At 63.3% G+C, this 13,259-nt stretch carries 14 protein-coding genes; 9 read left to right on the forward strand and 5 right to left on the reverse strand.

Annotation, left to right across the window (positions count from 1 at the left end; all coding sequences use genetic code 11):
• Positions 1-51 precede the first annotated feature (51 nt).
• Both A0O30_RS04770 and A0O30_RS04775 read left to right on the forward strand, forming a co-directional pair.
• Positions 52-684 (forward strand): glutathione S-transferase family protein, encoded by a 633-nt coding sequence (locus tag A0O30_RS04770; RefSeq protein ID WP_105945745.1) that lies wholly within the window; start codon positions 52-54, stop codon positions 682-684.
• A complete protein-coding gene (locus A0O30_RS04775; RefSeq protein WP_105945746.1) occupies positions 681-1,625 on the forward strand; it encodes a Nudix family hydrolase in 945 nt (314 codons plus the stop codon). The genes A0O30_RS04770 and A0O30_RS04775 overlap by 4 nt, the downstream gene beginning before the upstream one ends.
• A 131-nt stretch (positions 1,626-1,756) precedes the next feature.
• Here A0O30_RS04775 and A0O30_RS04780 read toward each other — a convergent pair whose 3' ends face one another.
• From A0O30_RS04780 to A0O30_RS04790, 3 genes are read right to left on the reverse strand one after another with little or no spacing between them, the layout of a single operon-like run.
• Entirely contained in the window at positions 1,757-2,323 is a 567-nt protein-coding gene (locus A0O30_RS04780; protein ID WP_105945747.1) for a cob(I)yrinic acid a,c-diamide adenosyltransferase, read from the reverse strand.
• 1 nt (position 2,324) lies between these two features.
• Complete coding sequence (locus A0O30_RS04785; RefSeq protein ID WP_105945748.1) at positions 2,325-4,349, reverse strand: ATP-binding protein; 2,025 nt, start codon at positions 4,347-4,349, stop codon at positions 2,325-2,327.
• 37 nt (positions 4,350-4,386) lie between these two features.
• Positions 4,387-5,304, reverse strand: coding sequence for a putative 2-dehydropantoate 2-reductase (locus A0O30_RS04790; RefSeq protein WP_105945749.1), 918 nt, complete (start codon positions 5,302-5,304; stop codon positions 4,387-4,389).
• A 100-nt stretch (positions 5,305-5,404) separates the two neighbouring features.
• On the opposite strand from A0O30_RS04790, the gene A0O30_RS04795 reads away from it, so the two are divergent.
• From A0O30_RS04795 to A0O30_RS04805, 3 genes are all read left to right on the forward strand, one after another.
• A complete protein-coding gene (locus tag A0O30_RS04795; protein ID WP_016713577.1) occupies positions 5,405-5,890 on the forward strand; it encodes a YajQ family cyclic di-GMP-binding protein in 486 nt (161 codons plus the stop codon).
• 114 nt (positions 5,891-6,004) lie between these two features.
• Positions 6,005-6,844, forward strand: coding sequence for a mechanosensitive ion channel family protein (locus A0O30_RS04800; RefSeq protein ID WP_105945750.1), 840 nt, complete (start codon positions 6,005-6,007; stop codon positions 6,842-6,844).
• Positions 6,845-6,955: 111 nt separating this feature from the next.
• Complete coding sequence (locus tag A0O30_RS04805; RefSeq protein WP_105945751.1) at positions 6,956-8,200, forward strand: MFS transporter; 1,245 nt, start codon at positions 6,956-6,958, stop codon at positions 8,198-8,200.
• 58 nt (positions 8,201-8,258) lie between these two features.
• On the opposite strand, the gene A0O30_RS04810 is transcribed toward A0O30_RS04805, so the two are convergent.
• Both A0O30_RS04810 and A0O30_RS04815 read right to left on the reverse strand, forming a co-directional pair.
• Positions 8,259-9,806, reverse strand: a complete 1,548-nt coding sequence (locus A0O30_RS04810) for an AmpG family muropeptide MFS transporter (RefSeq protein WP_105945752.1) — start codon at positions 9,804-9,806, stop codon at positions 8,259-8,261.
• Positions 9,807-9,849: 43 nt separating this feature from the next.
• A complete protein-coding gene (locus tag A0O30_RS04815; protein WP_105945753.1) occupies positions 9,850-10,203 on the reverse strand; it encodes an MGMT family protein in 354 nt (117 codons plus the stop codon).
• A gap of 152 nt (positions 10,204-10,355) precedes the next feature.
• On the opposite strand from A0O30_RS04815, the gene A0O30_RS04820 reads away from it, so the two are divergent.
• From A0O30_RS04820 to A0O30_RS04835, 4 genes are all read left to right on the forward strand, one after another.
• Complete coding sequence (locus tag A0O30_RS04820) at positions 10,356-11,366, forward strand: DUF481 domain-containing protein (protein WP_105945754.1); 1,011 nt, start codon at positions 10,356-10,358, stop codon at positions 11,364-11,366.
• A gap of 92 nt (positions 11,367-11,458) precedes the next feature.
• Positions 11,459-12,190 (forward strand): HugZ family protein, encoded by a 732-nt coding sequence (locus A0O30_RS04825; RefSeq protein WP_105945755.1) that lies wholly within the window; start codon positions 11,459-11,461, stop codon positions 12,188-12,190.
• Between the two features lie 67 nt (positions 12,191-12,257).
• Positions 12,258-12,719, forward strand: coding sequence for an FxsA family protein (locus A0O30_RS04830; RefSeq protein WP_060498009.1), 462 nt, complete (start codon positions 12,258-12,260; stop codon positions 12,717-12,719).
• 243 nt (positions 12,720-12,962) lie between these two features.
• Complete coding sequence (locus A0O30_RS04835; protein ID WP_003260750.1) at positions 12,963-13,256, forward strand: co-chaperone GroES; 294 nt, start codon at positions 12,963-12,965, stop codon at positions 13,254-13,256.
• Positions 13,257-13,259: the final 3 nt, after the last annotated feature.

The raw sequence follows: 13,259 nt of genomic DNA on the forward strand, positions 1-13,259 counted from the left end.
GCTGCGTAGCAGCCTGCGGGTTTTGCAATACAAACCTGATGGAGCCGAACCATGAGCTATCACCTGATCATCGGCGACAAGCTGTATTCCTCCTGGTCGCTGCGTGGCGCCCTGGCCCTCGAGCTGGCTGGCGTGCCCTACGAAGAAACCCTGATCAAACTCAACCAGCCTGACACCCGTCAGCGCATCCTTGCATTCTCCGCCACTGGCAAGGTACCGCTGCTCAAGACCGAGCACGGTGTGATCGCCGACTCCCTGGCGATTGGCGAATACCTCAACGAACAGCACCCTGACGCGCAACTGTGGCCCGCCGATGTCGCTGCCCGTGCCCAGGCCCGTTCTGCCTGCGCGCAGATGCACAGCGGTTTCTTTGCCCTGCGCGGCGCCATGCCGTTCGACTTGTCGCGTGACAGGGCCCTGGACGAAGTGCCACTGGACGTGCAAGTCGACATCGACCGTATCGTCGCGCTGTGGGCCGAATGCCGCGTGGTGGCCAAGGACAACGGCCCGTTCCTGTTTGGCAAGCCGAGCCTGGCCGATGCCTTCTTTGCCCCGGTGGCCGTGCGCCTGCGCACCTACCGCGTGGCGGTGCCGCCAGAGGCGGCCGCCTACATCGAGACCATTTATCAGTGGCCAGCCTTCAAGGCTTGGCAACAGGCTGGCCTGGCGGAGCGTGAAGGGTGAAACGGATTCATGTAGTAGCTGCCGTGATTCGCGGCAATGACGGCCGTATTCTGATCGCACGCCGGGCGGATACCCAGCACCAGGGCGGCCTGTGGGAGTTTCCCGGCGGCAAGGTAGAAGCGGGCGAAAGCGTGGAAGCGGCGCTGGCCCGTGAGCTGCGCGAAGAACTGGGCATCGAGGTGACCCGTTCGCGTGCGCTGATCAAGGTCAGCCATGATTACCCGGACAAGCAGGTGCTGTTGGACGTGCGCGAGGTCGACGCGTTCACCGGCGAACCCCATGGCGCCGAAGGGCAGCCGCTGGAATGGGTGGCCCCGCGCGACTTGCCGCAGTACGAATTCCCGGAGGCCAACAAGCCGATCGTTGCCGCTGCGCGCCTGCCGGACCAATACCTGATTACCCCGGATGGCCTGGAAGTGCCGCAGATGCTCAAGGGCATCCAGAAGGCGGTGGCCAGCGGTATTCGGCTGATCCAGCTGCGTGCCCCGGACATGTACGACCCCAAGTACCGCGATGTGGCGGTGGATGCGGTCGGGCTGTGTGCGGGTAAGGCACAGCTGATGCTCAAGGGGCCGCTGGAGTGGCTGGGTGACTTCCCCTCGGCGGGGTGGCACCTGACGGCGGCGCAGTTGCGCAAGTACGCGGCCAAGGGCCGGCCATTCCCCAAGGAACGTTGGCTGGCAGCGTCGTGCCACAGCGCTGAGGAGCTGGCGCTGGCGGAGCAGATGGGCGTGGACTTTGTCACCTTGTCGCCCGTGCAGGCGACCCAGACTCATCCCGAGGCGGTGCCATTGGGCTGGGATGAGGCGCAGCGGTTGATTGCCGGGTTCAACAAACCGGTCTACCTGCTGGGTGGGGTAGGGCCGGGTGAGCGCGAGCAGGCTTGGGAAGCCGGGGCACAAGGTGTGGCCGGGATCCGGGCGTTCTGGCCTGAAATCTGAGTAATTGGGGCCGCTCTGCGGCCCATCGCCGGCAAGCCAGCTCCCACCTCGACCCCATGGGGCTCAAGCCCTGTGGAACACCTGTGGGAGCTGGCTTGCCGGCGATGGGCTGCAAAGCAGCCCCAGCAATATCAGCCTTTTGGTTTCTCAGCAGGCTGCCACAGAACCTCAGCCACCCCCTGCCGCCGGCCAATGATCCGCGCCGCCACAAACAGCAGATCAGATAGCCGGTTGATATACGCCAACCCAACCCCCTCCAACGCCTCAACTGCATTCAACTGCTGACAGCGCCGTTCAGCACTACGCGCCAAGCATCGGCACACATGCGCCTGTGCCACCAGCGCCGAACCACTGGGCAAGATGAAGTTCTTCAACGGCCCCAGCTCTTCATTCCACACATCGATAGCCGCCTCCAGCCGCTCGACCTCCGCCAGGTTCAGCGCCTGGTAACTCGGCATTGCCAACTCGCCCCCCAGGTCGAACAAGCGGTGCTGACACGGCGCCAGCACGGCGCTCACCTCATCCAGCCCTTGCTCGGCCAACCCCGCCAGCAGCACGCCCAACTGGCTGTTCAGGCTGTCCACCTCGCCAATCGCCTCGATCCGCGGGTGGTCCTTGGGTACCCGGCGACCGTCGCCCAGGCCGGTTTCGCCCTTGTCGCCGGTGCGGGTGTAGATCTTCGACAGGCGGTAGCCCATGTCACTTCTCCGTATTGGCCGGCGCCGCCGGCTGGCCGAGGGGCAGGCGCAGGGTAAAGCAGGTGCCCTGGCCGGGCGTGGACTGCACTTCCATCTGCCCCTTATGGTTATTGGTGATGATGAAGTACGAGACCGACAGGCCCAACCCGGTGCCCTGGCCAATTTCCTTGGTGGTGAAAAACGGCTCGAAGGTGCGCTTGCGCACCGCCTCGGGCATGCCGACGCCGTTGTCCTCGACTTGAATTTCCGCCCAAGGCGGATTCAGCCGCGTGCGCAGGGTTATACGCCCGGGTTCACTCGGCTGAGGGCGCAGGTGGATGGCCTGGGCGGCGTTTTTCAGCAGGTTGAGCAGTACCTGCTCCAGTTCGTTGGCCGTGCAGGGCACCGGGCCCAGTGTGGGGTCGAACTGGCGCACGATGGCCTGGCCCTTGAAGTCGAAACCGATGGTGAGGTCGAAGTCGTTGCTGGCAATTTCCACCGCCTGGTCGATCAGGGCCGGCAGGTCGCACGGCACCAGCTGGCGGTTGCTGCGGCGGCTGAAACTGAGCATGTGCGTGACGATCTTGGCGGCCCGCGCGCCGGCCTGCTGGATACCGTCCAGCAATTGCGGCACTTCGCGGCTGGCCAGGTAACGGTTGACCGTTGGCAGGTCGATACCCAGCTCTTCGGCCTGTTCCTGGTTGCGCGGCAGCTCTGGTGACAGGCGCCGGCGGATGTTCTGCACGTTGTGCAGGATGGCACCCAGCGGGTTGTTGATCTCGTGGGCCATGCCGGCAGCCAGGCCACCGACTGAAAGCATTTTCTCCGACTGCACCATCATCTCTTCCAACGACAGCCGCTGGGTGATGTCGTCGATGCGGATCACCACGCCGCGCCCGCCGCCGCCGGTCAGCGGGTAGAAGGTCAGGGCGTAGTGGCGAAGGTCATCGCCCTTGGGCCAGGTGACCCGCTCGATCTTCGCCACCCGGTGCTTCTCGACCGTTTCCTTCAGTTGCGGAAGGAATGGCTTGAGCGGCTCGAAGGCGATGAATACCGGTTGGTTCAGGGCTTCGTCCAGTGGTGTGCCGGAGAGTACCGTGGCTTCGTGGTTCCACTGCGTCACGTAAAGCTGTTCGTCGAGGGCGATCAGCGCCGAGGGCATCGAGTCGATGATGCTGTTGAGGTAGTTCTGGAAGCCCGTGAGCTTTTTCTCGATCTTGCTGCGTACCTGTACTTCCAGCTCCAGCTTGCGGTTGGTGTGGCGGGTTTCCTCGGCCAGGCCCTGGGCCTGGTCATAGGCATCCTGGAACTCGTCGCGGGCGCGCTTGAGCTGCTGCTCGCGGGCTTCGATGCGTGACAGCATGGTGTTGAAGGCATCGGCCAGGCTGCCGATTTCATCGTCGTTGCCGCGCCGGGCGCGCAGGGCGTAGCTTTCTTCGCGGGTGACCTGGCGGCTGAGCTCTTCAAGCTGGTTGATCGGCTGGGTAATCAGGCGCTTGATCTGCCGGGCGATGACGATCCACAGCAGGATACTGAACACCAGGATGCCCAGGCTGGCGCTGAGGGTGCCGGTGTAGAAGGCGGTGGGCAGCTCGCTGCTGGCCACCAGCAGCAGGTGCGCCGGCGGGTTGGCGTCGCGCGGGATGCGGATCAGCTGGGTGCTGCGAAACTCCATCAGGCGCCAGCCGTCGATGTTGCGAAAGCGCTTGGGCAGGGTTAGCGGATCGCCATGCTGCAGTTGCGCCAGCATACGGCCATCGCCACCGTAGACGGCGGCCGCACGCAATGGCGTGTAGCTGTCCAGCTCCTTGAGCAGGGCGTTGGCGGTTTCTGCGGTGTCACCCGCGCGGGCGGCAAGCTGCGGGTTGGCCACCAGCCGCCCGATAGTCTGCAGCGCCTGCGGGGCCATGCTCTCCTGGGTGATCCAGTAGGCGGCACTGATGAAGGTGAGGTTGGCCACCAGCAGGATGGTCACCAGCAATACCAGCAGGGCCGCCAGCAGCTTCTGCCCGACCGGGAGGTTTTCCAGGCGTTGGCGCAAGGTCATGGGCTAGGCAATGTCCGTATCCGGTTGAAGGGCCGCATCAGTCGCAGGGCAAGCCACGTGTGCGCAAGTTATCGACCAGGCACTGCAGCAAGTGTTCAAGCTGCGGCAATTGCAGGCCATGGCGCCCGGCTGCGCGGCAGGCATGGCCGAGCAGGTAATGCACCTCGGTGCGTCGGCCTGCACGCACGTCCTGGTACATGGAAGAGTAGTTGGCTGCGGTGGCGAGGATCACCCGTTGCACTTCTTCGTCCAGCTCGACTGCTGCTTGCGGTTGGCCGCAGCGGCGCAGCAATTCGGCCAGTTCGGTGCACAGCGCGTCAACTTCGCCCAGGTGCCCCAGCAGCCCGCCGTTCTGGCAGTCGTGCAGCACGGTCAGCGGGTTGATGGCGCAGTTGAGCGCCAGTTTGCGCCACAGGCGGGTGAGGATGTCCACGGTCCATTCAGCGGGGATGCCTGCGTCATGCAGGTCATCGAACCAGGCGGGGATGGTCGGGTTGCGCGGGTCACCCAGCCAGTTGAAACCGTGGCCGGCAAAGCGCACCTGCCAGTCACCTTCGCGGAACGCCCCTTCGGTGCTGGACGCGAAGATGCAGCGTGCATGGGGCACCAGGTCGGCCACATCGTCCTGGCTGCCCAGGCCGTTCTGCAGCAACACCACGTCGGCACCCTCGGCCAGTCGGTGTGCCACACCGGCAATGGCCGGGGCGGCATCGTAGGCCTTGCAGGCCACCAGCAGGCGGTGGATGGGGCCTTGCGCCTGCGCGGTTTCGGCAGGAATGGCGTAGTGGTGGGGCTGGTCCTGTTCGACCAAGGTCAGGCCGCCGGCTTGCTGGTAGGCCTGCAGCCGTTGACCGTCCCGCAGGATCAGGCGCACAGCTTTGCCTGCGCGTGCCAGGCGGCAGGCCCACAGGCTGCCCAGGCTGCCGGCGCCGAGAATATGCCAGGTGCTGCTCATATGCGTTTCGCAACCCGTTATAATGAGCCCGCATTTTAACCGTCAAACCCAGCGCGCTCCATCTTCAGCCTGAGCGCGCTTTTATTTTGGGAGAACAACCATGCCTTCGTTCGACGTGGTATCGGAACTGGACAAGCACGAAGTGCAGAACGCGGTCGACAACGCCATCAAGGACCTGGACCGCCGCTACGACCTCAAGGGCAAGGGCACCTTCGAGTTCAAGGACAAAGAGCAGACCGTGATGCTCACCGCCGAGGAAGAATTCCAGCTCGAAGCCATGCTGGAAATCCTGCGCCTGGCACTGGTCAAGCGCAAGATCGACGTGAAATGCCTGGAAACCAAAGACCCGTACGCCTCCGGCAAGGAAAAGAAACAGGAAGCCAAGTTCCGCGAAGGCATCGACAAGGACCTGGCCAAGAAGATCGTCGCCACCATCAAGGATGGCAAGCTGAAAGTGCAGGCCGCCATCCAGGGCGAGCAAGTGCGCGTGACCGGCAAGAAGCGTGACGACCTGCAGGAAGCCATCGCCCTGCTGCGCACCAAGGAATTCGACATGCCGCTGCAGTTCAACAACTTCCGCGACTGATGCAGGTAATGCCCGGAACCCCGATGGCCAAATGATGTCCATCGGTTCCATGGCCGCGTTGTGGGTTGCGGCCGGTTTTACCGTGTACATGCCTTCAGGCATCAGGAGATGAATATGGATTTGAACGCTGAAGTCGATCAGCTCGTCCGCCAGTCCCAGACGTGGATCCCGTTGATCATGCAATACGGCAGCCGCCTGCTGTTGGCGCTGCTGACACTGGCCATTGGCTGGTGGCTGATCAACCGGGTCAGCACGCGCCTGGGCAAGCTGGCCGGGTTGCGCGCCGATGCGGCCCTGCAAGGGTTTATCAGCACCTTGTCGAACATTGTGCTGAAGGTGCTGCTGTTCGTCAGCGTGGCGTCGATGATCGGCATCGAGACCACCTCGTTCGTCGCGGCTATCGGTGCCGCAGGCCTGGCGATCGGCCTGGCGCTGCAGGGTAGCCTGGCAAACTTCGCGGGTGGGGTGTTGATCCTGATGTTCCGCCCGTTCCGCATCGGTGACTGGATCGAGGCGCAGGGTGTGGCGGGTACGGTCGACAGCATCCAGATCTTCCACACCGTGCTGCGCACCGGTGACAACAAGACAGTGATCATGCCCAACGGCAGCCTGTCCAACGGCATCATCACCAACACCAACCGCCAGCCGACGCGCAAGGTGGTGTTCGATGTGGGCGTGGACTACGAGGCCGACCTGCAAAAGGCCCGCAACGTATTGCTGGAGCTGGCGCAGGACCCGCGCGTGTTGCCCGACCCGGCACCGCAGGCGGTGATTTCGACCCTGGGTGACAGCTCGATCACCGTGTCGTTGCGCCTGTGGGTCAAGACCGCCGATTACTGGGATGTAATGTTCATGCTCAACGAGCATGCGCGTGACCGACTGAAGGCTGAAGGGATCGATATTCCGTTTCCGCAGCGGGTGATTCGCGTGGTGCAGGAGACTGCAACGCAGTAACACCGCATTGAAACCGGGGCGCAACGCCCCGGTTTTTACACTTGTTCACAGCAATATCCCGCTATTTCTGGCATATAGCCTGACCCCTCCTGCCACACCCGATACGCCATCATGAAACCACTGCTCTACATCACCCCCCTGCGCGCCTTGTTGTTCGGCCTCACCCTTGCCCTGTTCGAGCTGCTGACCTACCTGGCCAGCGACGCGGTCATGCCGGCCATGCCGGTGGTGGTGGGCGACCTGAACGCCAGCCCCGAATACATCCCCCATGCCCTCAACCTGTACCTGCTGGGGGGCGTGGTGCTGCAATGGCTGATCGGCCCGCTGGCCGACCGTTATGGCCGGCGCCCGCTGTTGCTGGCTGGCTGCGCGTTCTTCGGCCTCGCCTGCCTGGCCACGTTCTGGGTCCACGACATCGGCCTGTTCAACCTGCTGCGCCTGTTGCAGGGCATTGGCCTGGGCTTCGTGGTCACGGTCAGCTACCCGGCCTTGAACGAAGCGTTCAGCGAGGCTGATGCGGTGCGCATGATGGCCCTGCTGGCCAACATCGCCTTGCTGTCGCCGTTGCTTGGGCCGCTGGTGGGTACCTTGCTGCTGCAGTGGCTGGATTGGCGCTGGCTGTTCGTGGCCTTTGCCATCGGTGCGGTGCTGGCCTGGGTGCTGTTGTACCGGTTGATGCCGGAAACGCTGGGCGTGGAGCGCCGTGACGGTTCACGCCTGGCGTTTACACCGATTCATCTGCTGCCACTGCTGGCAGGCTACGGCCAGTTACTGAGCAATCGCCGCTTCGTTGCCGGCAGCGCTGCCCTAGGCCTGGTTGGTTTGCCACTGATCGGCTGGATCGGCCTGTCGCCGGTGTTGCTGATTCACGATGAGGGGCTGAGCACAATGGAATACGCCTTGTGGCAGCTGCCGGTATTTGGCGGGCTGATCCTGGGCAACCTGATCATCAACCGCATCGCCGACCGCTACCCGCTGCCGGCCCTGGTGCGTGGTGCACTGTGGCCCTACCTGGCCGGCCTGTGCCTGATGGTGCTGGCGACCTGGTACTGGCCGAGCGTGACCAGCGTAGTGGCGGGCATGTCGCTGTACGCACTGGGGCTGGGTGTAGCCAACGCCGTGCTGTACCGCATGACGTTGTTCTCCAGCGAGCAGAGCAAGGGCCTGGTGTCGGCCATGCTGGGGATGATCACCATTGCCTTGCTGGGCTTGGGCGGGGCAGTGCTGGCCATGATCGGCGCCGGGGCCAGCTTGTTGCACTTTGCCTTGGCGGCAGGTGTGGCGGGGGCACTGGCGCTGTGGCCGCTGTGGTTTGTGGTGGGTGGGCGGCCTGGGGAAGGGGCTGTCGCTCAGTAATCTTTATTGCCTGTTCTGGCCCTATCGCCGGCAAGCCAGATCAGGCGCTACAAATCTATCAGGGCCGCTCGGCCGCTGATCCTTCCTCTGTCACCGGCGTCCCCCGCCCAGCCTCCTGCCGCCACTGCAGGGCGATCAGGATCAGCGTCGGCACACCCAGCAAAGCGGTAATCAGGAAGAAGTCGTGGTAGCCGAACTTCTCCACCATCACCCCCGAATACCCGCCGATCAACCTTGGCAACAACAGCATGATCGAACTGAGCAGCGCGTACTGGGTCGCCGAGAACTTCAGGTTGGTCAGGCTTGACAGGTAGGCGACGAAGGCCGAAGTGGCCATGCCGGAGCTGAAGTTGTCCAGCGAGATGGTCACCACCAGCATTTCCAGGTTCGGGCCCATGTCGGCCAGCATCAGGAACAGGATGTTGGTGCCGGCCGAAGCTACGCCGCCGATGAACAGGATCGGCATGATGCCGAAGCGCACGATCAGCAGCCCGCCAACCCCGGCGCCGACCAGGGTCATGATCAGGCCGAAGATCTTGCTGACGCTGGCGATCTGGTCCTTGGTGAAGCCCATGTCGATGTAAAACACGTTGGCCATCACACCCATCACCGTGTCCGACATGCGATAGGTGGCGATCAGGCCGAGCAGCAACAGCGCCTGCCAGCGGTAGCGGGTGATGAAGTCGTTGACTGGCGTCAGCACCGGGGCCAGGCCGCGACGGCCAAGGCTCGACAAGCACGCCCAGGTCAGCAGTACGTAAAGGATCAGGCGCAGGAACGCACGGTCTTCCAGCAGCAGGTCAAGCGGCGTGGCATCACCGGAAATGACGCTGGACCAGCCGGTATTGAACATCTGGGTAAAGCTGGCCGGTACCGACACCAGCAGGATGATCAGCACGAACACCGAGGCCATCTGGTGCACCAGGCCGTAGCGCGCTGCCGACAGCTGGGTGCGCAAGGGCACCGGCGGTTCGCGCATGACCAGGGTCGTGAACAGGGCGGGCAGCATCATGACCCCGAACATCACATAGGTGCCGGCCCAGGCCTTGTGCAGGTAGCTGAAACCGGTGGAGCCGAACCACTCGGCGAAGAACAGGGCGCCGGCCGTGGCGAGCAGGGCGGCCACCCGGTAGCCAGCCATGTAACTGGCAGCCAGCGCGGCCTGGCGTTGATCGTCAGCGATTTCCAGGCGGTAGGCGTCAACAGCAATGTCCTGGGTGGCCGATGCGAAGGCCACCAGCACGGCCATGGCGATCAGCCACGACAGGTGCTGTTGCGGGTCGCACAGGCTCATGCCGACCAGGCCGATGACCACCAGCGCTTGCGACAACAGCAGCCACGAACGACGCCGACCCAGGCCACCCAACAGGGGCAGGCGCCATTGGTCGAGCAGCGGCGACCACACCCACTTGAAGGCGTAGGCCAGGCCGATCAGGCTGGCGTAGCCGATGGTCTCGCGGGCAACACCGGCTTCGCGCAACCACACGGACAGGGTGGAGAACACCAGCATGTAGGGCAGGCCGGCGGCAAAGCCGAGCAGCAAAAGTACCAAGGTTGACGGGCTGGCATAGGCAGCAAGCGCAGCGCGCCAGGTTTTACGGGGCATGGGCCAACATCTGCCTCAAGTTTGCGAAAACAAAGCGCGCACTCTAACCGCTGTGCTCCATTGGGCGCCAGCCATGGCGCGTCATATCCACACGATTGTTGGTTACATTCACACCTTCCGCGCGTAATCGCGCCCGTTGTTCATCCCCCGACGGGGTACCCAATGCCAGGCTCAGCCGGCCGCCTGCGCCGAGCACCCGGTGCCAGGGCAGGCGGGTGTCCGCAGGCAACTGCCCGAGGGTGCGCCCGACCCAACGCGCTGCACGGCCAAGGCCCGCCAGCTCGGCCAGTTGGCCATAGCTCACCACCTTGCCGGAAGGCACCTGGCCCAGTACTGAATATAGCGCCGTTCGTCGGCCCTCGGCGGATTCGAGCGCAGGCTCATATCCATCAGACATCACGCCCCCCTTGGGCTGCAGATGAAACCGGACAGGTGGTCCGGCAAATGAGAGTTGAACTCAACGGCATACGCTCGGTCTGTCCTTGCTCTGGTCGTCGGTATCTGGATAATGCCCGGCTTTTTTCGTCAAATCGAACCCGTAGTCCGCTTATGTATTCTAGATCCCTGTTGTGCTTGCTAGCTGCTTCGTTGTGCGCCGCCCCGGTGTTCGCCGATACCGTGTGGATGAAGAACGGTGACCGGCTCAGCGGCAAGATCAAAGTGTTCGACGGCGGCAAGCTGCTGCTGGAAACCCCTTATGGCGGGTCCATCGCGCTGGACTGGAAAGAGGTCCAGACCCTGGAGAGTGACCAGGAGATGCTGGTCAAGCAGGATGCCTACACCGGGGAAAAGGCCAAGTCGCTGAAAGCGGCCGAGCCTGGCAAAGTCACCTTGGCCAATGGCGAAGCGCCCAAGACCGTGGAACTGGCCAGCATCGAGCAGATCATGAAGCCCAGGCCGCTGGTCGAAGACTTCGTGTGGAAGGGCAACGTGGACGTGGCCCTGGACTACAAGCGCGCCGAGAACGACACCGACGATTACGATGTCGGCTTCAAGACCACCGCCCGCCACGGCCGCTGGCGGCACAACGCCGAAGGCGAATACAACCGCGAGACCAAGGACGATGTCACCACCACCGATAACTGGAGCGCCGAGTACGCGCTGGACCGCTTCATGACCGAGAAGTGGTTCTGGCAGGGCCGAGCGGAGTACAAGCGAGACCGTATCGAAGACCTGGCCCGCCAGCGCACGGTCGGTACCGGCCCGGGTTATCAGTTCTGGGACAACGAGCTGGGCGCATTCTCGCTGGGTTCGTTGATCAACCGCACCGACTTCGAATACCAGGACGGCGCCAAGGACAACTTCTACTCTGCGGCGGTGAAGTGGGACTACACCCGCTACCTGATCGGCAAGAACGTGCAACTGTTCACCAACGGCGAGTTTGCCAAGCCGCTGGGGGGCGTGGCCGATTACTCGCTGGATGCCGAGGTTGGCTTGCGCTACAAAGTTACCGAATGGGCCTCGCTCAACCTCAAGGCGGAGAAGGACATCATCACCGGTACGCGCGACAGTGACCTGGACAAGACCCGCTATACCGCAGGCTTCGGCGTGACCTGGTAGTTTTTTGGGGGCCGCAAAGCGGCCCCATTGGCACTGGAACTGATAATGCTTATCTTGTCCCCATCCAGTCCACTGCCAGGAGCCATCCCCAAGTGAGTACCAACGCCATCCGCCCCGCCCGGGAACTGCTGCTCAAAGAGTACCGTGGCGTGCTCTCGACCCATTCCAAGTCGATGCCCGGTTTCCCCTTTGGCTCGGTCGTGCCGTACTGCCTGGACGCCCACGGCAATCCATTGATCCTCATCAGCCGCATCGCCCAGCACACCCACAACCTGCAGAAAGACCCCAAGTGCTCGCTGCTGGTAGGTGAGCGCGAGGCCGAAGATGTGCAGGCCGTGGGGCGCCTGACCGTGATGGCCGAGGCGCACAAGCTGGTCGACGAAGCGGCTGTCGAGGCGGCTGCCGCACGCTACTACCGCTATTTCCCGGACGCTGCCAACTATCACAAGGCTCACGATTTCGACTTCTGGGTCCTGCAGCCGGTGCGCCATCGCTACATTGGCGGCTTCGGCGCGATCCACTGGCTCGACCAGGTAACCTTGGGCAACCCGTTCGCCGGCAAGGCCGAGGCGAGCATGGTCGAGCACATGAACAGTGACCACGCCAATGCCATCGCCCACTACGTGGAGCTGACCGACCTGCCACGCCATACCCCGGCGCAGATGGTGGGGGTAGACAGCGAAGGCATGCACTTGCGCATCGGCCAGGCGGTGCACTGGTTGCCGTTCCCAAATACTTGCAACACGCCGACACAAGTCCGCGAAGCCTTGGTGCTGCTGGCGCGCGCCGACCAGTGGCCGGCTGTGGCGCAGGCAGAGGGTTGAAAAAGCGAGCACCCGCATCCATCTGTAGGTCCTACAGGAAGGTTCTCTTCCGACGAGGAATGCTTTGATGCGTGCTTTTCTACTGTTGCTTCTACTGTTTCCCGTTCTGGAGCTGTTCGTCTTCGTGAAGGTCAGCGCGGCCATCGGGTTCTTCCCGGCGCTGCTGCTGATCATCGCCGGCTCCGCCCTGGGTGTGCTGGTGATGCGCGTGGCCGGCCTGGCCACCGCACTTCGCGCCCGTGAAAGCCTGCAACGCGGCGAGCTGCCTGCCGAGGACATGTTCCAGGGCATGATGCTGGCCGTTGGTGGTGGCCTGCTGCTGCTGCCGGGTTTCATCAGCGACGTGCTGGGCCTGCTGTGCCTGCTGCCGTTCACCCGCCATCTGGCTGCGCGCAAGATGCGCGAGCGTGCCGAGGCCCAGGCCATGCGCCAGCGTGCGTTTCAGGACGACCCGTTCCAGGCGCAGCCGCGTGACGGTGGCCACCGGCCGAACGTGATCGAAGGCGAGTACGAGCGCCGCGACAAGTAATACGCCCGGGGCCGCACACGCGGCCCCGGTGTTTTTCAGCCTTAAGAAAAATTTTGTATATCAAGCCTTGTAATTGAATATGGCGGCCTCATGTATGTGGTCACCGCAAGGTTTCTGGTGGCAACGCCAGACATGACTCAGGTGGTTCGCCCAATGCGGGCCACCCCCCGGCAACGCCGGACAGCATCAACCCGCCGGTGTCGACACCGGCCGATGAAAACCACAATTTGGGAGAGATCGACAATGAAGCTTCGTCCTCTGCATGACCGCGTCGTTATCCGTCGCAGCGAAGAAGAATCGAAAACCGCTGGCGGTATCGTCCTGCCGGGTTCGGCCGCTGAAAAACCAAACCGCGGCGAAGTCGTTGCCGTCGGCACCGGTCGCATCCTGGACAACGGCGAAGTTCGCGCGCTGGCCGTGAAAGTGGGTGACAAAGTGGTTTTCGGCCCTTACTCGGGCAGCAACACCGTGAAAGTCGATGGCGAAGACCTGCTGGTCATGGCCGAGAACGAAATCCTCGCCGTTATCGAAGGCTGATTT

This window comes from Pseudomonas sp. LLC-1, from assembly GCF_002992185.1.
GTDB lineage: Bacteria > Pseudomonadota > Gammaproteobacteria > Pseudomonadales > Pseudomonadaceae > Aquipseudomonas > Aquipseudomonas monteilii.

What these genes read in the sequence shown, in the direction of transcription:
- A0O30_RS04770 (WP_105945745.1), top strand. Translation starts at nt 52, where the DNA reads ATGAGCTATCACCTGATCATCGGCGACAAGCTGTATTCCTCCTGGTCG.
- A0O30_RS04780 (WP_105945747.1), bottom strand. Translation starts at nt 2,323, where the DNA reads ATGGGCTACCGCCTGTCGAAGATCTACACCCGCACCGGCGACAAGGGC.
- A0O30_RS04785 (WP_105945748.1), bottom strand. Translation starts at nt 4,349, where the DNA reads ATGACCTTGCGCCAACGCCTGGAAAACCTCCCGGTCGGGCAGAAGCTG.
- A0O30_RS04790 (WP_105945749.1), bottom strand. Translation starts at nt 5,304, where the DNA reads ATGAGCAGCACCTGGCATATTCTCGGCGCCGGCAGCCTGGGCAGCCTG.
- A0O30_RS04795 (WP_016713577.1), top strand. Translation starts at nt 5,405, where the DNA reads ATGCCTTCGTTCGACGTGGTATCGGAACTGGACAAGCACGAAGTGCAG.
- A0O30_RS04800 (WP_105945750.1), top strand. Translation starts at nt 6,005, where the DNA reads ATGGATTTGAACGCTGAAGTCGATCAGCTCGTCCGCCAGTCCCAGACG.
- A0O30_RS04805 (WP_105945751.1), top strand. Translation starts at nt 6,956, where the DNA reads ATGAAACCACTGCTCTACATCACCCCCCTGCGCGCCTTGTTGTTCGGC.
- A0O30_RS04810 (WP_105945752.1), bottom strand. Translation starts at nt 9,806, where the DNA reads ATGCCCCGTAAAACCTGGCGCGCTGCGCTTGCTGCCTATGCCAGCCCG.
- A0O30_RS04815 (WP_105945753.1), bottom strand. Translation starts at nt 10,203, where the DNA reads ATGTCTGATGGATATGAGCCTGCGCTCGAATCCGCCGAGGGCCGACGA.
- A0O30_RS04820 (WP_105945754.1), top strand. Translation starts at nt 10,356, where the DNA reads ATGTATTCTAGATCCCTGTTGTGCTTGCTAGCTGCTTCGTTGTGCGCC.
- A0O30_RS04830 (WP_060498009.1), top strand. Translation starts at nt 12,258, where the DNA reads ATGCGTGCTTTTCTACTGTTGCTTCTACTGTTTCCCGTTCTGGAGCTG.
- A0O30_RS04835 (WP_003260750.1), top strand. Translation starts at nt 12,963, where the DNA reads ATGAAGCTTCGTCCTCTGCATGACCGCGTCGTTATCCGTCGCAGCGAA.